We start from the raw sequence: 21454 nt of genomic DNA, 5'->3' as shown, positions 1-21454 counted from the left end.
GCGCCGCTATTTCTTCTCTTCCAGCGAGCGCCGCACGGCCTCCATCGGATCCTCGGCCTCGGACGCCGGCGCGGAGGCCGGGTCGCCTGGCGCGGAGGCCGCCGACGCCGCTTCCGGCGGCAATCCGAACAGCGCATTCGTGTCCGCATTCGGATCGACGCGTTCCGCCTGCCCGGCATCGATGCCCTGCAGCATCTCGGTGGCCTTGTCCATGTCGACCGCCTCGGCCTTGTCCAGGAAGGCGGTCACCGTCACCGGGAAGAAGATGACGATCGCCACCAGGATCAGCTGCATCACCACCCAGGGGATGGAGCCCAGGTAGATGTCGCTCGAGAGCACCCGCCGCGGCAGCGCGCCGGTTTTGAACAGCGAATCCGAGATGCCCCGCAGGTAGAACAGCGCGAAGCCGAAGGGCGGATGCATGAAGCTGGTCTGCATGTTCACGCACAGCATCACGCCGAACCACACCAGGTCGATGCCCATCTTGTCGGCGACCGGACCCAGCAGCGGCAGGATGATGAAGGCGATCTCGAAGAAGTCCAGGAAGAACGCCAGGAAGAAGATGAACAGGTTCACCACGATCAGGAACCCGATCTGACCGCCTGGCAGGCTGGTCAGCATGTGCTCGATCCACTTGCCGCCTTCCACGCCCTGGAACACCAGCGAGAAGGTGCGCGAGCCGATCAGGATGAACACCACCATCGCGGTGATGCGCATCGTGCCGATCATGGCTTCGCGGACCACCGGCCAGTTCAGGCGCCGGTGCGACGCCGCCAGGATGAAGGCGCCCACCGCGCCCATCGCGCCGGCCTCGGTCGGCGTGCAGATCGCCGTGTTGATGCCGGGCAGGCCGCCCATCGAGCCCAGCACCGCGAAGATCAGCACCGCCGACGGGATGATGCCGCGCAGGCATTTCTTCCACAGCGCCCAACCGTCCAGCGTGCGCGCCTCCTTGGGCACGCCGGGCACGTGCTCCGGCTTGAGCCGCGACAGCGCGAAGGTGTAGAGCGCGAAGATCAGCACCTGCAGGATCGACGGCCCCCAGGCGCCCTTGTACATGTCGCCCACCGGCTTGCCGAGCTGGTCCGCCAGCACCACCAGCACCAGCGAGGGCGGCACCAGCTGCGTGATCGTCCCGGACGCCGCCAGCACCCCGGTCGCGTAGCGCATGTTGTAGCCGTAGCGCATCATCACCGGCAGCGAGATCATCGCCATCGCGATCACCTGGCCGGCCACCGTCCCGGTGATCGCGCCCAGGATGAAGCCGACGATGATGACCGAGTAGCCCAGCCCGCCGCGCACCGGGCCGAAGAGCTGGCCCATCGAATCGAGCATGTCCTCGGCCAGCCCGCATTTCTCGAGCAGCGCACCCATCAGGGTGAAGAACGGGATCGCCAGCAGCAGGTCGTTGGACAGGATGCCGAAGACGTTCTGCGGCAGCGCCGTCATGAACTCCGGCGGGAACCAGCCCTGGCTCACCGCGAAGAATCCGCAGGCCAGGCCCAGGGCGGCCAGCGAGAAGGCCACCGGGAAGCCGATCAGCATGATGATGATCAGCCCCGCGAACATCAGCGGGGGAAACTGCTCCATCGTGATCATTGCAGCGGCCTCTCGTAGTGGGTGTCCATCTCGACGAGATGGGCCAGGTAACCCAGGCGCTTGATCACCTCCGAAAGTCCTTGCAGGAACACCAGCCCGAAGCCGACCGGCAAGGTCAGCGCGGCCGGCCAGCGGATCAATCCGCCCGCGTTGCCCGACACCTCACCGCTGGTGAACAGCTTGTGCAGGTAGCCACCCAGGCCGAGCGTCGCGATCGTGTCGTCCGGCCGCATGCCGGTCATGAGCTTGCCCAGGAAGAAGTCCCAGGACAGCCAGCCCGCGTAGGCCATCACCGGGATCAGGAAGACGATCAGGCCGAACAGGTCGATGTAGACCTTGCCGTGGCCGCGCCAGCGCGCGTAGAGGATGTCGACCCGCACATGCTCGTTCAGGCGCAGGACCTGCGCCGCGCCGCCCATCACGCAGACGGCGAACAGGTACCACTGGATCTCGAGGAAGGCGTTGGAGCTGATGTCCAGGCCGTAGCGAATCACCGCATTGGCGGCGCTGATCAAGCACGACAGCAGGACGGCCCAGGCGGCAAGCGTGCCGAACCGGTCCGTCAGCCAGTCGATGCCCTTGGCGAAAGCAAGCAGGGCGTTCATCGAGGAATCCAGGTCTCCATGTGAGCCCGCGACGGGGAGGGCTCGTTTCTTGTCGTAGACGCGGACTGTAGCCAGCGAGCGCTGACGGCGACCTGATTTCGTACGCTGTTCCGGGAAAGCCCTGAGGAAAGCTGAAGGGCGAAAAAAGAAGGCCCCGGTCGGGGACCGGGGCCTGCGGCGGCGCTCCGATGGGGCGCGGTGTTCGGGATCCGTCAGGCGTCGAGCTGCATCGCGGAGGCGAAGAGCCGGGTCGAGCGCGCGCCGGAGCGGCAGAACGCCAGCACCGGCTTGGGCGCCTCGTCGAGCAGCGCGCGCATCGCGGCGATCTCCTCCGGCGACTGGTAGCCGCCCTGCACCGGCAGGTGGTGGTAGACCAGGCCCGCCGCCTCGGCCGCGACGCGGACCTGCTCGCTGGTGGGCTGGTCCGGGCCGCCCTCGAAATCCGGGCGGTTGTTGATCACCGACTTGAAGCCGGCCGCGGCCAGTGCGGCCATCGTGTCCGGCGTCAGCTGCGGCGCGACGCAGAAATCGGGCGTCAGTTGTTGGACGGTCAGTTCCATGGAGGCTCCTGTCGTTGAATCGGAAGCGGGCCGGGGAGGGAGGGGCTCAGCCCGCCAGCGCGGCCTTCACCGCGGCCGAGACCAGGCCCATGTCGGCCTTGCCCGCGAGCTTGCCCTTCACGGCGCCCATCACCTTGCCCATGTCGGCCGGGCCCTTGGCGCCCAGTTCGGCCACGATCGCGGCGACCTCGGCCTTGATCTCGTCCTCGCTCAGGCGCTGCGGCAGGTAGACCTCCAGCACCTTCAGCTCGGCGGTTTCCTTGTCGGCCAGGTCCTGCCGGCCGGCGGCGGTGAACTGGCTGATCGAGTCCTTGCGCTGCTTGATCAGCTTGTCGACGATGCCCACCAGCATCACGTCGTCCACCGTCACGCGCTCGTCCACTTCCTTCTGCTTCACGGCGGCCAGCAGCAGGCGGATCGTGCCCAGGCGCTCGCTGTCCTTGGCGCGCATCGCCGTCTTCATGTCTTCGGTGATCTGTTCCTTCAGGCTCATGAGGGCTCCTTGCTTCTCTCTCGAAATGCGTTTCGCGGTCTCGCGGGGATCATCGGCCGTCGCGGACCGGTGCGGCGCGGAGACAAAAAAGCCCGCGGCAGCGTCCTGCGCGGGCTTTCTGTGCTGTTCGGGCAGTGGGGAGCGCTCAGCGAGGGTCCCCGGTGCCGAAGCGGTCCGATCCTTCGATCAGTACAGCTTCTTGGGCAGCTGCATGCTGCGCACGCGCTTGTAGTGACGCTTCACGGCGGCCGCCTTCTTGCGCTTGCGCTCGGCGGTCGGCTTCTCGTAGAACTCACGGGCGCGCAGCTCGGTGAGCAGGCCCAGCTTCTCGATGGTGCGCTTGAAGCGGCGCAGGGCCACGTCGAACGGCTCGTTTTCTTTGACGCGAATGGTGGTCATGAAATTCCTTCAAATAGCGCTCGGTGTTCGCGAGGAAGGGCTTGCCTTCGAAGCGGAGTATCCGGATTCCACTTCCGAATCGACGCGCAGGGTTTGCCAGCAAAACGCGGATTCTAGCCTCATTTTTGACGGTCCGCCAAATTGAAGCGGGTCGACGTGCCCGGACGCCCGCGAGCGCGATGCGGCGGGCCCCGCGCTCATCACGTCCCGCGCCGCTGGCTTCATCCCGGGCGTGACTTTTTCACGCGCTGCCGCCGCGCGCGCTTCGCGTCGGCGCGCTGGGGGAAGTGCATCGCCGTGGCCCTCTCTCGCGGCACGCTAGGATGCCTGACCCCAAGCTTAGGGGGAGAGAGCCCCCGCGATCGTGGTCGGCACTTGCCCGGGCGACCGGCACCCATCTACATTCGATCCACCACCATTCGACCGCCAGGGGAATCCCCGGCCCGGCCCGACCCATGGAATTAAACGCCGCCGCGACGCCCGCGCCCGCCAGCTTCGATGCCTGGCTGGCGTCGTCGGGAACGCCCCAGGCACATGTCGCGGCCGGCCTGCTCGGCCTGCTGGAACCGACCGGCGCCTGCCTGACCGTGAAGTCGATGGCCACCGGTCGCTACGTCTTCGCGAGCCCGGCCATGGGCGAACTGTTCGGCCGGATCGAGGCCGGCATCGTCGGCGCGACCGACGCCGACCTGATGCGCGGCGACGAAGTCCAGGCGATGCGCCGCTCCGAGCAGGCCACGCTGGCCCAGCGCGGCGTCGTGAGTTCCGAGCACCGCCTCGAGATCGGCGGCCGCCGCCGCGAGTTCATGGTCATGCGCTTCCCGCTGGGCCAGGAGCACGTGATGGCCTTGTGGAGCGACAAGACCGAGGAACGCCATCGCGAAACGCATCTGCAGCGCGCGCTGCAGCAGCTCGAGCAGCAGCAGAAGTCGCTCGAGCAGATGCGCCGCGAGCTGCAGCAGGGCAGCGGCCGCGACGAGGTGTCAGGGCTCTACATGCGCGCGCAGTTCGACGACCAGTTGCTGCGCGAGATCGATCTCTCGACGCGCGAGCACCGCGAATTCACGCTGGTGCTGATCGCGCTGGATCCGGTCACGGCCGAGGCCGGTCTGGGCGAGGAGGCGCGCCAGCGCCTGCTCGAGGGCCTGGGGCGCATGCTGCGCGCCAACACCCGCGCGATGGACGCGGCCTGCCGCATCGGCGACGACCTGTTCGCGGTGCTGCTGTCGGGCGTGGGCCTGGCAACGGCGCATGCGCGCATGGAACAGCTGCGCCGCCAGTGCCATGCGCAGATCGTCGTGCTGCATGGCCAGGACATCGGGCTGTCCTTGTCGATGGGCGTCGCGAGCTTCCCGCATACCGCGTCACGCCAGGAGGAACTGCTGGGCGCCGCCGAGATGGCGGTCAAGGAAGCCCAGCGCCGCGGCGGCAACCAGGTCGTGCTGGCGTCGATCCCGTTCGGCATGGGCTGAGGGCCCGCCGCGCCCGCCCCGTCGCCCGCCGCTCAGGCGAGCAGGGCCTGGAGGTGCCGCCACTCCGCCGCCGTGACCGGCGTGATCGACAAGCGGTTGCCCGGCTGCAGCGTGCGCATCTGTGACAACACCGGATCGCGCTTCATCTCCGCCAGGCTCAGCAGCCGCGTCTTGCGCACGAAGCGCACGTCCACATGCGACCAGCGGGGCGCTTCAGGCTTGGACTTCGGGTCGAAGTAGGGGCTGGCCGGATCGAATTGCGTGGCGTCCGGATAGGCGGTGCTGCTGACCTCGGCGAAGCCGGCGATGCCCGGCTCCGGACAGGACGAGTGATAGAACAGCACCCCGTCGCCGATGCGCATCTGATCGCGCATGAAGTTGCGCGCCTGGTAGTTGCGCACGCCGGTCCAGGGCAACTCGCCGGCGGCCTGCAGGTGATCGATCGAGGCCTCGTCCGGCTCGGACTTCATCAGCCAGTACTGCGGCGCGTCGCCGGTGGGCTGGGAGGGCTGGGCAGTGCTCAAGGTGAAACCCCGCGAGATCGGCGGCGCCGCGGCGCCGGCCGTCGACCATGAAAAAACCGCGCTCTGAGCGGTCAGGCGCGGTTTCGGGAAGAGGTGTCCACGGCGAGCCGTGAGCCGCATTCCTGAACCCTAGGGGTACAGGTGGGCGAGGTCAACATGGCTTCGGGTTCATCTGACGCGAGACGCTCACACCAGCCAGGTAATGTTCCAAGCCCTTGCTCGCGAGAGCATCGGTTCAAGGAAATATAAAACTCACGCGAACGCAGTGGACGGAGCGGATTCTACGCGGCGAGCCGCGGCGATCACAGCAGTTGCCCGTCTTGCACCAGGGCTTCATCGAGCCGCTTCATCAGCGTTTCAAGATCCGGTGCAGGCAGCTGTCCGGCACTCGTACCGCTGTCGCCAGCGCCTGCCTCGGCGGCATCGCCAGCCGCGGGCGAGGCGCCGACTTCGGTCAGCGAATAGGCCAGGTTCAGCGCCGCCAGCACCGCGATGCGCTCACGCGCCTTGATGCGGCCCGCATCGCGGATCGCGCACATTTCCTTGTCGACCCGGGCGACCGCCTTCTGCAGCGCGGCCTCGCCGCCTTCGGGGCAGCCGAGCAGGTAGCTCTGGCCCATGATCGTGACTTCCATTTGCTTCATGCGCCCGTCTTTCGAGAGTCGGTGGCCTCGGATCCGTCGCTGCCGTCGAGGAGATCGGCCGCCTCCACCGGCAGGCGGTCGAGCAGCGCGTCGATGCGCCCGCGCGCCGCGGCCAGGCGCGAACGCAGGCTGTCGCGCTCCAGCGTGAGCGCCTGCACCTGCTGCTCGAGCAGTGTGTTCGTGCGCTTCAATTCCTCGTGGCGCACCAGCAGGCGCTCCACGCGGTCGACGAGGTCGGTGATGCTGGACATGGCTTCCCTGACGGATGGACGCGCGGATTGTAGGGGGCCGGGTTCGCTCAACGCGCCGCAGCCATCGGCGCACTGTCACATTGCGCGACGACGGCGCAACGCTCGCACAGCGGCCGGCGCGCCTGGCACACGTAGCGCCCATGCAGGATCAGCCAGTGATGGGCATCGACGAGGAATTCCGGCGGCACGCGCGCCAGCAGCTGCTGCTCGACCTCCAGCACGTTCTTGCCGGGCGCGAGGCCGGTGCGGTTGCCGACACGGAAGATGTGCGTGTCCACCGCCATCGTCGCTTCGCCGAAGGCGACGTTCAGCACCACGTTGGCCGTCTTGCGGCCGACGCCCGGCAGCGACTCCAGCGCCTCGCGGCTCTGCGGCACCGCGCCGCCGTACTGCTCGACCAGGATGCGGCAGGTGGCGTGCAGGTTCTTCGCCTTGGTCTTGTAGAGGCCGATCGTCTTGATGTATTCGGCGAGCCGCTCCTCGCCCAGCTCGAGGATCTTTTGCGGCGTGTTGGCCACGACGAACAACCGGCGCGTCGCCTTGTTGACGCCGACGTCGGTCGCCTGGGCCGAGAGCAGCACCGCGGCCAGCAGCTCGAAGACGCTGGCGTATTCGAGTTCGGTTTGCGGCGACGGGTTGGCGGTGCGGAGGATCTCGAAGAACTCGCGGATCTGGGTCTGGTTCATGGCGAGCGGCCGGTGCGGGCAGGGCGTGCGAGCGGACGGAGGACGGGGAAGGGCGATGCGGGGGGCTCAGGCGCCGCGCTTGGCCCGGGCGCGCGCCAGCGCGGCTTCGATGACGGCCCGCTTGCGATCGATCTGGGCCGCGTCGGTGAGCCGGGTTTCCGACTCGAGATGATCCAGCTTGTGGCGCGCCTTGGCCTCGAGGCGGTCGTCGTGCTCGCGGCGTTCGCGCTCGACGCGGATCTCGTGCCAGCGGTAGCGCTCGCGGGCGCGCTCGGCCTGCGCCGGGCTCCAGGCGGACCAGCCGCTGCGCCCCGGCGTCACTTCGGCGAGTGAGATGCAATCCACCGGGCAGACCGGGATGCAGAGTTCGCAACCGGTGCAGTCCGCGTCGATGACGTGATGCATCAGCTTGTTGCTGCCGACGATCGCGTCGACCGGGCAGGCCTTGATGCAGAGCGTGCAGCCGATGCACCAGTCCTCGTCGATGACCGCGAGCCGGCGCGGACCCTCGAGTCCGTGCTCGGGGTTGAGCGGCAGCGCCTCGCGGGCGGTGAGGGCGGCCAGTCGCGCGATGCCCTCGGCGCCGCCGGGCGGGCACTGGTTGATGGCGGCCTCGCCGCGCGCGATCGCATGCGCGTAGGAATGGCAATCGGGATAGCCGCAGCGCGTGCACTGCGTCTGCGGCAAGGCCTGGTTCAGGCCTTCGACGAGCGCGTCGAAGGCAGCGTCCACCACGCCGGCAGACGGGGTGGCGGACGGGTCAGCGGAGGCGGAGTCGGACGGGGCGGGGTTCACTCGGTCGGCTTGCGCGGACGGCGCGTCGCCGGTCGGGGCGCGCGCTTGGCCGCGGCGGGCTGGTGCAACGGGGCCGCATCGTACTTGGCAATGAAGTCGCGGATCACCGGGTAGACCTTCTCGCGCCAGCGACGGCCCGAGAAGATGCCGTAGTGACCGGCGCCGATCGCGTCGTAGTGGAACTGGTTCTTCGCGTCGATGCCGCTGCACAGCTCATGCGCCGCCTTGGTCTGGCCGGCGCCGGAGATGTCGTCCAGCTCGCCCTCCACGGTCAGCAGCGCGGTCTGGGTGATGTCCTGCGGACGCACCAGGTCGCCGCCGACATCCCAGGTGCCGTTGACCAGCGCGAAGTCCTGGAACACCGTCTTGATCGTGTCCAGGTAATACTCGGCCGGCATGTCCAGCACGGCGTTGTACTCGTCGTAGAAGCGGCGATGGGACTCGGCGCTGTCGTCGTCGCCGCGCACCAGGTCGAGGAAGTAGTCGTAGTGCGAGCTCAGGTGGCGGTCCGGATTCATCGCCACGAAGCCGGTGTGCTGCAGGAAGCCGGGGTAGACCTCGCGCCCCGCGCCCGGGAAGTTGGTCGGCACGCGGTAGATGACGTTGTTCTCGAACCAGCTGTAGCTCTTGTTCATCGCCAGGTTGTTGACCGCGGTCGGGCTGCGGCGGGCGTCGATCGGGCCGCCCATCATCGTCATCGAGCGCGGCGTGGTCTCGCCCTTGGAGGCCATCAGCGAGATCGCCGCCAGCACCGGCACCGTCGGCTGGCAGACCGAGATCACGTGGCAGTCCTCGCCGACGTGGCGGATGAAGTCCTGGACGTAGTAGATGTAGTCGTCGAGGTGGAAGGGACCGGCTTCGAGCGGCACCATGCGGGCGTCGGTCCAGTCGGTGATGTAGACCTTGTGGTCCTTGAGCAGCTGCTTGACCGTGTCGCGCAGCAGCGTGCTGTGGTGGCCGGACAGCGGCGCCACGACCAGCACCGTCGGCTGCGCCTTCATCTTGGCCAGCACGGCCGGGTCGTCGGTGTAGCGCTTGAAGCGCAGCAGGCGGCAGAAGGGCTTCTCCAGCGCCACCAGTTCCTGCACCGCGACGTCGATGCCGTCCACCTCGACGCTGGTGATCTCGAATTCCGGCTTCTCGTACTCCTTGGCCAGCCGGTGCATGAGATCCAGGCCGGCGGACATCCGGTGCGACAGCGGCGTGTGCGCGAACGGCGACAGCGGATGGCTGTAGAGCTTGGCGGTGGCGCTGGCGAACTCGGAGAACGGGCTCAGCAACGCGCGCTGGGTTTCATAAAGCTGGTAGAGCATCTGGCGGACCTCTCGAGGGGGAGTGAGGCGAAAGCTGGCACCCGTTGTGCAACGCAGCAATTCTAGGTCCCGGCCATCGGAAGTGTGTGTCGCCGGCGTGCCGTCGGGGGCCGCGGCAGGGACTTCGAACCGGCGGATTTCGCCATAAATGCGCAGGGCCGGCCCGCTTGCGGCGGTACCGGCCCTGGGTTCGAGCGCCGATCGTGCGATCAGCGCATCGAAGTGTGGCGTCGAGGAAGGGTCAGGCCTTCTTGACCGCGGCGATCGCGGCGGCAACCGGCTTGAGGTTCTTGCTGTTGAGCGCCGCCACGCAGATGCGGCCCGAATCGACGCCGTAGACGCCGAACTCCGAGCGCAGGCGCTGCATCTGCTCGGCGGACAGGCCGCTGTAGCTGAACATGCCCTTCTGGCGGGTGACGTAGCTCAGGTCGTCGGTGATGCCGGCGGCCTTCAGTTCCGCGACCAGCGCTTCGCGCATCTGCTTGATGCGCACCCGCATGCCGGCCAGTTCCTCTTCCCACTGGGCGCGCAGCGCGGGCGTGGACAGCACGGTGGCCACGACCTGGGCGCCGTGCGTCGGCGGGTTGGAGTAGTTGGTGCGGATCACGATCTTGAGCTGGCTCAGGACCTTGGTCGCTTCCTCGGCGGAGGCGCAGACCACGCTCAGCGCGCCGACGCGCTCGCCGTAGAGCGAGAAGCTCTTGGAGAAGCTGGTCGAGACGAAGAAGTCCAGGCCGGCGGCCAGGAACTGCTGGATCACGGCGCCGTCCTCGGCGATGCCTTCGCCGAAGCCCTGGTAGGCCATGTCGAGGAAGGCGACCAGCTGGCGCGCTTTGACCGCCTCGACGACCTGTGCCCACTGGGCGGGCGTCAGGTCGTAGCCGGTCGGGTTGTGGCAGCAGGCGTGCAGCACGACGACCGTGCCGGCCGGGGCCGCGTTCAGCGCGCCCAGCATGCCGCTGAAGTCGATGCCGCGGTTGGCGGCGTCGTAGTAGGGATAGGTCTCGACCGGGAAGCCGGCGTTGGTGAACAGCGCGCGGTGGTTTTCCCAGGAAGGATCGGAGATCAGCACCTTGGCGCCGGGGTTCAGGCGCTTGAGGAAGTCGGCGCCGATCTTCAGGCCGCCGGTGCCGCCCAGGGCCTGCACGGTGGCGACACGCTTGGCCTTGAGGACTTCGCTGTCGGCGCCGAAGACCAGGCCCTGCACGGCCGCGTCATAGGCGGCGATGCCGTCGATGGGCAGGTAGCCGCGCGGCTTGGGGGCCGCCTGCATCTGCGCCTCGGCGGCGGCCACGCAGGCCAGCAGCGGGAGCTTGCCGTTGTCGTCGTAATAGACGCCCACGCCCAGATTGACCTTGGCGGGATTCGGATCGGCGTTGAATTGCTCGTTCAGACCCAGGATGGGGTCGCGGGGGGCCATGGCGACGGCGGCGAACAGGGACATGGAGGCTTTCCTGACAGTGCGTTGGCAAGAGCGGGAAGGGCACGACGGGAGAAACCCGTCCGGCTGCGCTACGCTGTCGCGTCCTGACGCCCGAGGCGCCTCCCGCGCGCCCAGCGAAGCCCGCCGATTGTAGGCAGGGAACAAGCGTTGCCCCTGGGAAACCCTGATGAGCCGATCCACCGCCGCCACGCCCGCCAACCCCGTCGCCAAGGGGAAGAAGTCCGAGTCGACCGAGGCGCCGACCGCTTCGGCGAGCGAGCCGCCGAAGGGCGAATTCGTTTCTTTCGAAGGCTCTCCGTTCCAGCTGTTCCAGCCTTATCCGCCCGCGGGCGACCAGCCCGCCGCCATTCAGCAACTGGTGGAAGGCGTCAACGACGGCGAGAGCTTCCAGACGCTGCTGGGGGTGACGGGCTCGGGCAAGACCTTCACGATGGCCAACACCATCGCGCGGCTGGGCCGTCCGGCGATCGTGTTCGCGCCCAACAAGACGCTGGCGGCGCAGCTGTACAGCGAGTTCCGCGAGTTCTTCCCGAAGAACGCGGTCGAGTACTTCGTCAGCTACTACGACTACTACCAGCCCGAGGCCTACGTCCCCCAGCGCGACCTGTTCATCGAGAAGGACAGCGCGATCAACGAGCAGATCGAGCAGCTGCGGCTGTCCTGCACCAAGAGCCTGCTGGAGCGGCGCGACGTGGTGATCGTGGCGTCGGTGTCGGCGATCTACGGCATCGGCAACCCGAGCGACTACCACCAGATGGTGATGACGCTGCGGGTGGGCGACAAGCTCGGCCAGCGCGACATCATCCAGCAGCTGGCGCGCATGCAGTACACGCGCAACGAGATGGAATTCACCCGCGGCCACTTCCGCGTGCGCGGCGACACCATCGACGTCTTCCCGGCGGAGCACTCGGAGCTGGCCCTGCGCATCGAGCTCTTCGACGACGAGGTCGAGGGGCTGACGCTCTTCGATCCGCTGACCGGGCAGATCCGGCAGAAGATCCCGCGCTTCACGGTCTATCCGTCCAGCCATTACGTGACGCCGCGCGACCGCGTGGTGGCCGCGATCGAGACGATCAAGGAGGAACTGCGCGAGCGCGTGGCCTTCTTCATCAAGGAGGGCAAGCTGGTCGAGGCGCAGCGGCTGGAGCAGCGCACGCGCTTCGACCTGGAGATGCTGCAGGAGGTGGGCCACTGCAAGGGCATCGAGAACTACACGCGCCACCTCTCGCAGGCCGCGCCCGGCGATCCGCCGCCGACGCTGGTCGACTACCTGCCGCCGGACGCGCTGATGTTCCTGGACGAGAGCCACGTGCTGATCGGCCAGTTCAGCGCCATGTACAACGGCGACCGGGCGCGCAAGAGCACGCTGGTGGACTACGGCTTCAGATTGCCGTCGGCGATGGACAACCGGCCGCTGAAGTTCGAGGAGTACGAGCGCAAGATGCGCCAGGCCATCTTCGTCAGCGCGACGCCGGGGGACTACGAGAAGCGCCAGGCGGGCGCGGTCGTCGAGCAGCTGGTGCGGCCGACGGGGCTGGTGGATCCGGTGGTCGAGGTCAGACCGGCGACGCACCAGGTGGACGACGTGCTGCAGGAGATCCGCGATCGCATCGAGATCAACGAGCGCGTGCTCATCACCACGCTGACCAAGCGCATGGCCGAGCAGCTGACGGAGTACCTCAGCGACAACGGCGTGAAGGTGCGCTACCTGCACTCGGACGTGGACACGGTCGAGCGGGTCGAGATCCTGCGCGACCTGCGGCTGGGCACCTTCGACGTGCTGGTCGGCATCAACCTGCTGCGCGAAGGGCTGGACATCCCGGAGGTGTCGCTGGTGGCGATCCTGGACGCGGACAAGGAAGGCTTCCTGCGCGCCGAGCGCAGCCTGATCCAGACCATCGGCCGGGCGGCGCGCAACGTGAACGGCAAGGCGATCCTGTACGCGGATCGCATCACCGAGTCGATGAAGAAGGCCATCGGCGAGACCGAGCGCCGCCGCGCCAAGCAGATCGCGTTCAACGAGGCCAACGGCATCACGCCGCGCGGCGTGGTCAAGCGCATCCGTGACCTGATCGACGGCGTCTACAGCGACAAGCCGGGCCGCGACGACGCCAAGGTCATCGCCGAGGCCGCCGAGGTCGAGGCGATGAGCGAGAAAGACCTCAGCAAGCGCATCCAGCAGCTGGAGAAGCAGATGCTGGAGCATGCGCGCAACCTCGAGTTCGAGAAGGCGGCGCGGCTGCGCGATCAACTGGCGCAACTCAAGGAGCAGGCCTTCGGCGCGGCGGTGCACGACAACGTCGTGCCGATTTCGGCCGGCAAGGGCAAGTGACCCCGGGGAGCAGCGCGGTGCGGGAGCGGTGCGCTGGCGTCTGATGGGCGGAAGGGCTTTGATTGACTGCGGGACGGGGAGCGCGGGCTCTCCAGGCAGCAGGGGGCATCCCGTCCGGGAACCCCCAGCAGCCTTCCGGCCCTACCGGCGCTCGCTGACCCCGGGTTGAGCGCTTGTTGTGGGTCGGGCGTGCGCCGTGATGTCGTTCGGTCAGTCTTCGATGACGCGGAAGAAATGCGTGCCGTCGCGGTCCAGTTGCGCGAGGAGACCGTACTCCCAGTCGAGGTAGGCCTGCATCGCGTCGCGCGGATGGTGGGTGCCCTCGTAAGGGCGGCGGTAACGGTCGTCGCGCGGGAAGGCCAGGCGCGGGTTGGCGGATTCGATCGGCAGGCCCGCGTCGTACCAGGCCGTCGTGCCGCCCTCCAGCACCAGCAGCTCGCGACCCTCGGCCGCCAGTTCCGCGGCGAGGTCGGCAGCGACGAAGCGCGGCAGCACGCCCAGGTTACCCGTCAGCACGACGCGGCGCGCCGCGGGAATGACGGTGCGCAGCGCCTCGGCCAGCCGCGCCCGCGGGCTCCACCAGGCGCCGGGGATGTGCCGGACGATGTAGGTGATGCTCGGCGCGACGTCGATGACCACCGTGTCCGGCTGTTCGCGGTCGGCGTCCTCGTCGCGCCAACGGGCCAGCTCGGCCGGCGTCACCGTGGCCACGGTCGGGGAGAGCGGCTGCGGCGGCAGGTCCGGGCCGGTCTCGGTGTGCGCCGCGGGATCCGGCGGCAGCACCGCCACTTCCCAGCCCATCTGCGCCAGCCAGGCCGCCGCCATCGAGGCACGGATGCCGTCGTCGTCGCTCAACACGATGCGAGCGCCGCGCACCGGCACGTGGTGGTCGGTCTCCTGGATCAACTGGCCGCCCGGCGCGTGCCGGAAGCCCGGACGGTGGCCGCGTGCGTATTCGTCGGCGCCGCGGACATCGAAGCGGTAGGTGGAGCGGCGCGGATCGGCCAGCCAGTCGGCGAGCACGCGCGCATCGATGCGCTGCGCGTGCGCGCGGCGGGCCAGTGCCGTGGCGCCCTCGCGCGCCGCGTCCAGGTCGCCCAGCGGCACGTCCTCGTGCGAGCGCCCCTGGCCCTGCGCGAGCGCCAGGCCCGCGAGCGTCCATCCGATCGTGCCGTTGCGCAGCGCGACGACCGGATTCGGCACGCCGGCGTCGATCAGCGACTGCGCGCCGATCAGGCTGCGGGTGCGGCCGGCGCAGTGGACGACGATGAGGGTCGTCGGGTCCGGCGCGAGGTCGCGGGCGCGTCGCACCAGTTCGCCGCCGGGCACGCTGATCGAGCCGGGCAGGCTCATGCTGCGGTATTCGTCGAAGCGCCGGGCATCGAGCAGGACGAGCTGGTCGCCGCGCGTGAGGCGACGCTGGAGTTCGTCGGCCGGGATCGAGGGGGTGTGGCGCCGGGCCTCGACCAGCTCGCCGAAAGCCTTGCTCGGCACGTTGACGTCGCGGAACAGCTCGAGACCTGCTTCGCGCCAGGCGCCCAGGCCACCGGCGAGCAGCGCGACGTCGGTGTAGCCCAGCGCCTGCAGCTTGCGCGCCGACGCCGCCGCCTCGCTGGCCCACGCCTTCCGCTGAGCCGGGCGAAACGCGCCCGGACACCGCCCGCATGAACAAATCGACGCGGCCAACGTCATTACCGGAAGACGGCGGCGCGCCGAGCGCCGCGACCACTTCCGAGGCAGTCCCATGTCCATCGCTGCGCCGGCCCTGTCCGCCGGCTCCGATCCTTCCCTCGCCAGCGCCGGCTCCCGCACCGCCGGCCGCATCCTGAGCCGCGTCGCGGGCCAGGAGCTCGAGACCGTCATGAACGGCCCCCACCTGAGCGTGCTGCCGCGGGACGGCGGGCCGGTCAGCGCCTGGTGCTGGAGCCCGCCGCGCCGCTGCCGCTGCTGCAGCCCCGCGACGACCTGGACCGGACGCCTCCGGCGCTGCTCGACCTCCACCTGCCCGCGGCGCTGGAAGCGGTCTTTGCGCTGCGCCCGGACCTTGCGGCTGTGTCGCTCGGCGGCGCGTTGCCGGCCGGCTCGGCGCTCCTCGCGGGCGGCATCGCGCTGCAGCCGGCCGGCCAGCCGGCCACCGTCTCGCGGGAGCTGTTCTGGCAATGGGACCGCCTGTGGCTGACCGACCGGCGCGATCCGCCGCCCAGCCAGTACGTCTTCAGCAAGGACGGCCGCCGCCATCCGCGCCGGCCGCCCAAGCCGGTCGGCACCGTCTACCGCCGCCACATTCCCTGGCTGGACCAGGCCTTCAGCCTGCGCGCGATGGACGTCGAGCGCGACCTGGCCACCGTGAACCGATGGATGAACGAGCCGGCCGTCGCGCACTTCTGGCAGGAGACCGGCGACCTGGAGCACCACCGCCGCTACCTCGCCGGCGTGGCCGCCGACCCGCACACCATCGGGCTGATCGGCTGCCTGGACGAGCGGCCGTTCTGCTACGTCGAGGCCTACTGGGCCAAGGAAGACCGCATCGCGCCCTTCTACGACGCCGCCGACCACGACCGCGGCTGGCACGTGCTGGTGGGCGAGCCGGCGCTGCGCGGCCGGCCCTTCCTGACCGCCTGGATGCCGGGCGTCTCCCATTACCTCTTCCTCGACGACTGCCGCACCCAGCGCCTGGTGATCGAGCCCCGCATCGACAACCGCCGGATGATCCGCAGCCTCCACCGCTGCGGTTACGCCTCGCTCAAGGAGATCCAGTTCCCGCACAAGCGCGCGGTGCTGGGCCTGCTGATGCGCGAGCGCTTCTTCGATGACGCGCTCTGGATCCCGCGTCCCGACGACGACGTCGACGCGCATGCGCCCGCGTCCTCCGGCCATTCCCTCGCAGTTCCCCAATCCTGAGGCACCCATGCACATCCATGACCTGATCGGCATCGGCTTCGGCCCGTCCAACATCGCCCTGGCCATCGCGCTGGAGGAAGGTCGCGACGCGCGCCCGCAGCACCGGCCGCTGGACGCGCTGTTCGTGGAACGCCAGCCTGGTTTCGTCTGGCACAGGAACATGCTGCTGGACCAGGCGCACATGCAGATCTCCTTCCTGAAGGACCTGGCGACGCTGCGCAACCCGTCCAGCCGCTTCACCTTCCTGAACTACCTGCATGAGAAGGACCGGCTGCAGGACTTCATCAACCTGAAGACCTTCTTCCCCAGCCGCCACGAGTTCAACGACTACCTGGCCTGGGCCGCGGCGCAGTTCGAGGACCGCTGCGCCTATGGCGAGGACGTGGTCGAGGTGCTGCCCGAGCCGCGCGCCGGCGAGGTGAAGCTGCTGCGGGTGCGCTCGCGCGATGCCGCGGGCGCCGTGCGCGAGCGCCTGACGCGGCACCTGGTGGTGGGCGTCGGTGGCGCACCGCGGATCCTCCATCACCAGCGCGGTGGCCGAGACGATCCGCGCGTCTTCCACTCCAGCCACTACCTGGACGCCATCGCCGGCCACGGCCAAGCGCGGCGCATCGCCGTCGTCGGCGCGGGCCAGAGCGCGGCGGAGATCTTCATGGACCTGCACGGCCGGCCGCAGCGGCCGCAGGTGGACCTGGTGATGCGGGCGCGCTCGATCAAGCCCTCGGACGACAGCCCCTTCGTCAACGAGATCTTCAACGCCGACTTCACCGACTTCGTCTTCAGCCGCTCCGGCAGCGAGCGCGAGGAGCTGCTCAACGAGTACTGGCACACCAACTACGCGGCGCCGGACCTGGCGCTGATCCAGCAGCCGCTGGACTTCCTGGGGATCAACTTCTACACCCGCAGCGTGCTCAACGGCCGCCAGCAGTTCGTGACGCCGCCCGGGGAGCTGGGCTTCACCGACATGGGCTGGGAGATCTATCCGCAGGCGCTGACCCAGCACCTGCTGCGCATCACCCGCGAGTACACGCCGCCGCCGCTGGTCATCACCGAGAACGGCATGGCCAATGCCGACAGCATCGTCGACGGCCGTGTGCCCGACGCGGCGCGCATCGCCTACCTGCGCGGCCACCTCGAGGCGCTGGCCCAGGCGGTGGCGCTGGGCGCGGACGTGCGGGGCTACTTCTACTGGAGCCTGCTCGACAACTTCGAATGGAACTCGGGCTACCAGAAGCGCTTTGGCCTGTTCCACGTCGACTACGCGACCCAGCAGCGCCTGGCCAAGGACAGCGCCCACTGGTACCGCGACGCGATCGCCGCCTTCAAGGCCGGGCGTTGAGCGCCAGGGACTGAACCTCGGGCGCGGCGTCACCGTCCGGCCCGAGGCCGGGACGGACTGTGGCAGCATCCGAGGCTTTCGCGCACGGGGCGGGCACGGCTCCTGCCGCGTCGCGGAACGGAGGCATCGGTGAAGGAGCAGAAGGCATGAGTCAGGGCGGAACGGCGCCAATGCGGTTGCTGGCGGACGTGGGCGCGACGCATGTGCGCTTCGCCAGCCAGGACGGAGCGGCGGAGCCGCTGCAACACGTCGCGCGCTACGTGTGCCGCGACTTCGACACGCTCGCGGACGCGATCTTCTATCACTTGCATCGCGAGGGCCTGCCCCGTCCGCGCAGCTGCGCGATCGGCATCGCCACCGCCGTCACCGGCGACCATGTCCGCATGACCAACCACCACTGGAGCTTCTCCACGCGGGCGCTGCAATCGGCGCTGGGCGCGGAGCGGGTCCTGGTGATCAACGACTTCACCGCGCTGGCGCTGGCGCTGCCGGTGCTGGGACCGCAGTCGATGCGCAAGGTCGGCGGCGGCGAGCCGGTGGCCGGCGCGGCCAAGGGACTGGTCGGGCCCGGGACCGGGCTGGGGGTGTCGGGGCTGCTGCGGTCCGACGATGGCAACACGCAGGTCGCGGTCGGCGGGGAGGGCGGGCATGCCACGCTGTCGTCCTATGAGCCCGAGGAGCGGGCCGTGCTCGACCTGCTGCACCGGCGTTTCGGGCATGTGTCGGCGGAGCGGGCGGTGTCGGGGCCCGGCCTGGAAAACCTCTACATGGCGCTGGCCGAGCTGCGCGGCCTCAAGCTCGCTCCCGGCGAAGGCCGCGCCGCGCCGGCGATCACGGCGGCGGCGCTGGCGGGCGAGCCCTTCAGCAGCGAGGTCGTCACCATGTTCTGCGCGCTGCTGGGCGACATCGCGGGGCATGTCGCGCTCACGCTGGGCGCGCGCGGCGGGCTCTACATCGGCGGCGGCATCGTGCCGCGCCTGGGCGAGTGGTTCGACCGCAGCCCGTTCCGGGCACGCTTCGAGTCCTGCGGCAGGCTGACGTCCTACCTGCGGGCGATCCCGACCTACGTCGTGCAGGAGGCGGATCAGGCGCCGCTGCTCGGGGCCAGTCGGGCGCTGGATCGGGATGTGCTGACGCACTGAGATCGCCAGTTGGCGAGCTGTGGGTTGGTGGCGCTGAGACCGCCTACCTGCGCCGAGCAGCGCGTTGGCCGCCAGGGCGCAGGATTCCCGCGGCAAGCGCCGGAACCCCGCGCCCTGCCGTCCCCAATCACCGGCTCACTGCGTTGGGGCGGAGGCGGGCGGAGGGCTGGGCTCTGAAATGAAAAAAGCGGCCGGGATGGCCGCTCTGTGGGGAGGTCCGGATTACCAGATCCGGATGCGGTCCTCGCTGGGCTTGAACATCTTGTCGCCCGGCTTGGTCTTGAAGGCCTCGTGGAAGCCGTCGTGGTTGACGGCGGCGCCGTTGGCCCGGAACTCCGGCGGCGAGTGCGGGTCGATGGTCAGCAGCTGCAGCTTGCGCTCCTCGCGCGCCTTCTCTCGCCAGGCCTGCGACCAGCCCATGAAGAAGCGCTGCTCGCCGGTGTAGCCGTCGATGACCGGCGCCGGCTTGCCGCCCAGTGAGCGCAGGTAGGCCTTGTAGGCGATCTGCAGGCCCGAGAGGTCGGCGATGTTCTCGCCCAGCGTCAGCTTGCCGTTGAGGTGCTTGCCCGGGATCGGCTCGTAGCCCTCGTACTGCGCGACCAGCTTGGCGCCGATGGCGTCGAAGGCCTTGCGGTCGTCGTCGGTCCACCAGTTGCGCAGCTTGCCGTCGCCGTCGAACTGGCTGCCCTGGTCGTCGAAGCCGTGGCTGATCTCATGCCCGATGACTGCGCCGATCGCGCCGTAGTTCACCGCGTCGTCGGCCTTCGTGCTGTAGAAGGGCGGCTGCAGGATGGCGGCGGGGAAGACGATCTCGTTGAGCGTCGGGTTGTAGTAGGCGTTGACCGTCTGCGGCGTCATCAGCCACTCGCGGCGATCGACCGGCTTGCTGGCCTTGGCGGCCTGGCGCTTCCACTCGAAGGTGGCCGCGCGCAGGTTGTTGCCCACCGGGTCGCCAGCCTTGACCTCCAGCGCGCCATAGTCGCGCCAGACATCGGGGTAGCCGATCTTGACCATGTACTTGGACAGCTTGTCCTGGGCCTGCGCCTTGGTGGCGGGCGTCATCCAGCTGAGCTTGTCGATGGACTCCTTGTAGGAGGCCAGCAGGTTGTTGACCAGCTGCAGCATCCGGGCCTTGTCGGCGGCCGGGAAGTAGCGCTTGACGTAGACCTCGCCGACCGCCTCGCCGAGCGCGCCGTTGACGTTGCCCACCGCCTGCTGCCAGCGCGGCAGCGGGCTCTTCGCGCCGGTCAGCGCCGCGCCGTGGAACTGGAAGTGGGCGTCGCGGTAGACCTTGGGCAGCGTGGACGCATTGGCGTCGATGGCGCGGAAGCTGAGGTAGAGCTTGAGGTCCTCCAGCGGCGCCTCGCCCAGGAGCTTGGCCGCGCCGGTGAGGTAGCTCGGCTGCGACGCGGACAGCTTGTCCAGGCCCGGCAGGGAGGCCGCGGTGAAGAAGGCGTTCCAGTCGAAGCCCGGCGCCTTCTGCGCCAGCTCGGCCGGCGTCATCGGGTTGTAGGTCTTCTGCGGATCGCGCAGCGAGACCTTGTCCCACTGCACCTCGGCCAGGCGCTCCTCGAGCGCCAGCACCCGCTGCGCGCTGCCGGCCGGATCGGCGATGCCGGCGGCCTTGGCCAGCGTCTGCAGGTAGTCGAGGTAGGCGGCGCGGGCCTTGGCCAGGCGCTCGTCGTCCTTCTTGAGGTGGTAGTCGCGGTCGGGCAGGCCCAGGCCGCCCTGCCAGGTCTGCAGGCGGTTGATGGTGGGGTCCTGGTAGTCGGCCTCGATGCCCAGCGGCACCGGGGTGTCGAGGACACCGGTCTGCGCGCCCAGCCAGGTCGCGAGCTGCGTGCGCGTCTGGATCGCGGCGATGCTGTCCAGCAGCGGCTTGATCGGGGCCAGGCCGGCCTTGTCGATCGCCGCGGTGTTCATGTAGGCGGCGTAGTAGTCGCCGATCTTCTGCTCGACGCTGCCGCCCTGGGCCTTCTTCTTCGACAGGTCCTCGATGATGGCGCGGGCACGCTTGTCGGAGAGGTCCGCCAGCAGGTGGAAGGCGCCGTAGGAGGCCTTGTCCGCGGGGATCTCGGTGGTCGACAGCCAATGGCCGTTGGCGGCGCGGAACAGGTCGTCCTGGGGACGCACGGTCTTGTCGTAGCCCTTGAGGTCGAGGCCCGATTGCGGCTGCGCCGCCATCGCGAGGCCGCCCAGTTGCATCAGCAGGGCGAGGGTGGTGAGGCGGAGGACGTTCTTCATCGCAAGCAGATCTGGAGTGCGGGCCGGGCCCGTCGGAGCCGGAAGCCTATGCCACAAGGCAGACCCGTGACAAAAGCCATGAGGCCGCTTGTGGCGGCCGTCGCACCGGGGCTTTCCAGCTTGCCGGCAGGCCCTTCAAGTGGCTGGACAACGCCCGTCGGCACCGGCCGCCGCCCGCGTCTTCACGCCCTCTTGAGGCGAGGGGCGCGCGGCCGGCGCGGGAGCGCGCGTGCTCAGGGTCAGCGCCGCGATCACCAGCGCCGCGCCGATCCACTCCTGCGCCGCCGGATGCTGGCCGAGCGCGACGCTCATCAGCAGCGCCGACACCGGGACGCCATTGAGGAACAGCGTGCCGCGCGACGCGCCGAGTTGCCGCACGCCGAAGTTGAAGGCCACGACCGCGGCGACAGTGGGCACCGCGGCGATGTAGAGCAGGTGCGGCGCGACCGGCGTCAGGTCCTGCCAGGTGGGCGCGTTGACCCAGCCACCGGCCGTCATGGCGACGGCGAAGAGCAGTTGCCACGGCAGCGCCGCGATCGCGGTCAGGCCGGTGTATTCGAGCGGGCTCAGCGTGGGGAGCCGGGCCGCGCCGCGGGTGTAGAGCACCCAGCCGATCGTGCCCAGCAGCGTCAGCGCGTCGCCCAGCAGCATGTGGGGCGGACCATCGCCGCGGCCGAGCACGCCCGACACCAGCACCACGCCGCCCAGCGC

Annotated in this window: 20 protein-coding genes; 5 read left to right on the top strand and 15 right to left on the bottom strand. The window is 69.2% G+C overall.

Translation table 11 applies throughout. The features are described 5' to 3' along the window. Positions 1–6: 6 nt before the first annotated feature. From FUT87_RS16790 to rpsU, 5 genes are all read right to left on the bottom strand, one after another. Complete coding sequence (locus FUT87_RS16790) at positions 7–1596, bottom strand: TRAP transporter large permease subunit (RefSeq protein ID WP_091725193.1); 1590 nt, start codon at positions 1594–1596, stop codon at positions 7–9. After that, positions 1596–2204 carry a TRAP transporter small permease subunit gene (locus FUT87_RS16785; protein ID WP_091724252.1) on the bottom strand — a complete coding sequence of 203 codons (609 nt, stop codon included), beginning with the start codon at positions 2202–2204 and terminating at the stop codon, positions 1596–1598. The genes FUT87_RS16790 and FUT87_RS16785 overlap by 1 nt, the downstream gene beginning before the upstream one ends. Positions 2205–2416: 212 nt before the next feature. Next, positions 2417–2764, bottom strand: coding sequence for a TIGR01244 family sulfur transferase (locus FUT87_RS16780; RefSeq protein WP_091724253.1), 348 nt, complete (start codon positions 2762–2764; stop codon positions 2417–2419). A 46-nt stretch (positions 2765–2810) separates the two neighbouring features. After that, positions 2811–3257: a GatB/YqeY domain-containing protein gene (locus FUT87_RS16775; RefSeq protein ID WP_099859742.1), complete on the bottom strand. Its 447-nt coding sequence runs from the start codon at positions 3255–3257 to the stop codon at positions 2811–2813. A gap of 186 nt (positions 3258–3443) precedes the next feature. After that, a complete protein-coding gene (gene rpsU, locus FUT87_RS16770; RefSeq protein WP_012346814.1) occupies positions 3444–3656 on the bottom strand; it encodes a 30S ribosomal protein S21 in 213 nt (70 codons plus the stop codon). Positions 3657–4111: 455 nt separating this feature from the next. On the opposite strand from rpsU, the gene FUT87_RS16765 reads away from it, so the two are divergent. Continuing rightward, the gene (locus FUT87_RS16765; RefSeq protein WP_091724255.1) at positions 4112–5128 is read left to right on the top strand and encodes a GGDEF domain-containing protein; all 1017 of its coding nucleotides are present in this window, start codon (positions 4112–4114) and stop codon (positions 5126–5128) included. 32 nt (positions 5129–5160) lie between these two features. Here the strand turns inward: FUT87_RS16765 and FUT87_RS16760 are convergent, their stop codons facing one another. The 7 genes from FUT87_RS16760 to FUT87_RS16730 all read right to left on the bottom strand — a co-directional run bounded on the left by FUT87_RS16760 (position 5161) and on the right by FUT87_RS16730 (position 10785). Beyond that, entirely contained in the window at positions 5161–5598 is a 438-nt protein-coding gene (locus FUT87_RS16760; RefSeq protein ID WP_091725196.1) for an EVE domain-containing protein, read from the bottom strand. Positions 5599–5954: 356 nt separating this feature from the next. Further along, positions 5955–6296, bottom strand: a complete 342-nt coding sequence (locus tag FUT87_RS16755; protein WP_091724256.1) for a cell division protein ZapA — start codon at positions 6294–6296, stop codon at positions 5955–5957. Continuing rightward, on the bottom strand, positions 6293–6547 hold the full coding sequence (locus tag FUT87_RS16750; protein ID WP_147241750.1) for a cell division protein ZapB: 255 nt from the start codon (positions 6545–6547) through the stop codon (positions 6293–6295). The genes FUT87_RS16755 and FUT87_RS16750 overlap by 4 nt, the downstream gene beginning before the upstream one ends. Positions 6548–6594: 47 nt before the next feature. Then, on the bottom strand, positions 6595–7233 hold the full coding sequence (gene nth, locus FUT87_RS16745; protein ID WP_091724258.1) for an endonuclease III: 639 nt from the start codon (positions 7231–7233) through the stop codon (positions 6595–6597). Positions 7234–7299: 66 nt separating this feature from the next. Next, on the bottom strand, positions 7300–7965 hold the full coding sequence (gene rsxB, locus FUT87_RS16740) for an electron transport complex subunit RsxB (RefSeq protein WP_147241757.1): 666 nt from the start codon (positions 7963–7965) through the stop codon (positions 7300–7302). Between the two features lie 59 nt (positions 7966–8024). Continuing rightward, positions 8025–9341 carry a polyhydroxyalkanoate depolymerase gene (locus FUT87_RS16735; protein ID WP_091724260.1) on the bottom strand — a complete coding sequence of 439 codons (1317 nt, stop codon included), beginning with the start codon at positions 9339–9341 and terminating at the stop codon, positions 8025–8027. A gap of 241 nt (positions 9342–9582) precedes the next feature. Continuing rightward, positions 9583–10785: an amino acid aminotransferase gene (locus FUT87_RS16730; protein ID WP_147241749.1), complete on the bottom strand. Its 1203-nt coding sequence runs from the start codon at positions 10783–10785 to the stop codon at positions 9583–9585. Between the two features lie 166 nt (positions 10786–10951). Between FUT87_RS16730 and uvrB the strand changes: the two genes are divergently transcribed. Further along, entirely contained in the window at positions 10952–13117 is a 2166-nt protein-coding gene (gene uvrB, locus FUT87_RS16725) for an excinuclease ABC subunit UvrB (protein ID WP_147241748.1), read from the top strand. Positions 13118–13327: 210 nt separating this feature from the next. Here the strand turns inward: uvrB and FUT87_RS16720 are convergent, their stop codons facing one another. After that, positions 13328–14809 carry a rhodanese-like domain-containing protein gene (locus tag FUT87_RS16720; protein ID WP_255511881.1) on the bottom strand — a complete coding sequence of 494 codons (1482 nt, stop codon included), beginning with the start codon at positions 14807–14809 and terminating at the stop codon, positions 13328–13330. 225 nt (positions 14810–15034) lie between these two features. Here FUT87_RS16720 and FUT87_RS16715 point away from each other — a divergent pair, with 225 nt between their 5' ends. The 3 genes from FUT87_RS16715 (at position 15035) to glk (ending at position 18499) form a co-directional block, all read left to right on the top strand. After that, a complete protein-coding gene (locus FUT87_RS16715; protein WP_255511880.1) occupies positions 15035–16018 on the top strand; it encodes a GNAT family N-acetyltransferase in 984 nt (327 codons plus the stop codon). Positions 16019–16025: 7 nt separating this feature from the next. Next, complete coding sequence (locus FUT87_RS16710; protein ID WP_147241746.1) at positions 16026–17357, top strand: family 1 glycosylhydrolase; 1332 nt, start codon at positions 16026–16028, stop codon at positions 17355–17357. A 146-nt stretch (positions 17358–17503) separates the two neighbouring features. Continuing rightward, the gene (gene glk, locus FUT87_RS16705) at positions 17504–18499 is read left to right on the top strand and encodes a glucokinase (RefSeq protein WP_147240811.1); all 996 of its coding nucleotides are present in this window, start codon (positions 17504–17506) and stop codon (positions 18497–18499) included. 222 nt (positions 18500–18721) lie between these two features. Here glk and FUT87_RS16700 read toward each other — a convergent pair whose 3' ends face one another. Both FUT87_RS16700 and FUT87_RS16695 read right to left on the bottom strand, forming a co-directional pair. Beyond that, a complete protein-coding gene (locus FUT87_RS16700) occupies positions 18722–20743 on the bottom strand; it encodes a M13 family metallopeptidase (protein ID WP_147241745.1) in 2022 nt (673 codons plus the stop codon). A 135-nt stretch (positions 20744–20878) separates the two neighbouring features. Continuing rightward, positions 20879–21454: DMT family transporter (locus FUT87_RS16695; protein WP_147241744.1), on the bottom strand; the 576-nt coding region annotated here is incomplete at its 5' end.

Source organism: Mitsuaria sp. TWR114 (genome assembly GCF_007997345.1).
The sequence above is the reverse complement of the archived record's forward strand: the minus strand, read 5'-3'. Positions and strand labels throughout refer to the sequence as shown.

Bases quoted from the DNA above. Each gene is read 5' to 3' on its own strand.
- FUT87_RS16785 (WP_091724252.1), bottom strand. From the start codon at position 2,204: ATGAACGCCCTGCTTGCTTTCGCCAAGGGCATCGACTGGCTGACGGAC.
- FUT87_RS16780 (WP_091724253.1), bottom strand. From the start codon at position 2,764: ATGGAACTGACCGTCCAACAACTGACGCCCGATTTCTGCGTCGCGCCG.
- FUT87_RS16775 (WP_099859742.1), bottom strand. From the start codon at position 3,257: ATGAGCCTGAAGGAACAGATCACCGAAGACATGAAGACGGCGATGCGC.
- rpsU (WP_012346814.1), bottom strand. From the start codon at position 3,656: ATGACCACCATTCGCGTCAAAGAAAACGAGCCGTTCGACGTGGCCCTG.
- FUT87_RS16765 (WP_091724255.1), top strand. From the start codon at position 4,112: ATGGAATTAAACGCCGCCGCGACGCCCGCGCCCGCCAGCTTCGATGCC.
- FUT87_RS16760 (WP_091725196.1), bottom strand. From the start codon at position 5,598: ATGAAGTCCGAGCCGGACGAGGCCTCGATCGATCACCTGCAGGCCGCC.
- FUT87_RS16755 (WP_091724256.1), bottom strand. From the start codon at position 6,296: ATGAAGCAAATGGAAGTCACGATCATGGGCCAGAGCTACCTGCTCGGC.
- FUT87_RS16750 (WP_147241750.1), bottom strand. From the start codon at position 6,547: ATGTCCAGCATCACCGACCTCGTCGACCGCGTGGAGCGCCTGCTGGTG.
- nth (WP_091724258.1), bottom strand. From the start codon at position 7,233: ATGAACCAGACCCAGATCCGCGAGTTCTTCGAGATCCTCCGCACCGCC.
- FUT87_RS16735 (WP_091724260.1), bottom strand. From the start codon at position 9,341: ATGCTCTACCAGCTTTATGAAACCCAGCGCGCGTTGCTGAGCCCGTTC.
- FUT87_RS16730 (WP_147241749.1), bottom strand. From the start codon at position 10,785: ATGTCCCTGTTCGCCGCCGTCGCCATGGCCCCCCGCGACCCCATCCTG.
- uvrB (WP_147241748.1), top strand. From the start codon at position 10,952: ATGAGCCGATCCACCGCCGCCACGCCCGCCAACCCCGTCGCCAAGGGG.
- FUT87_RS16720 (WP_255511881.1), bottom strand. From the start codon at position 14,809: ATGACGTTGGCCGCGTCGATTTGTTCATGCGGGCGGTGTCCGGGCGCG.
- FUT87_RS16710 (WP_147241746.1), top strand. From the start codon at position 16,026: ATGCACATCCATGACCTGATCGGCATCGGCTTCGGCCCGTCCAACATC.
- glk (WP_147240811.1), top strand. From the start codon at position 17,504: ATGAGTCAGGGCGGAACGGCGCCAATGCGGTTGCTGGCGGACGTGGGC.
- FUT87_RS16700 (WP_147241745.1), bottom strand. From the start codon at position 20,743: ATGAAGAACGTCCTCCGCCTCACCACCCTCGCCCTGCTGATGCAACTG.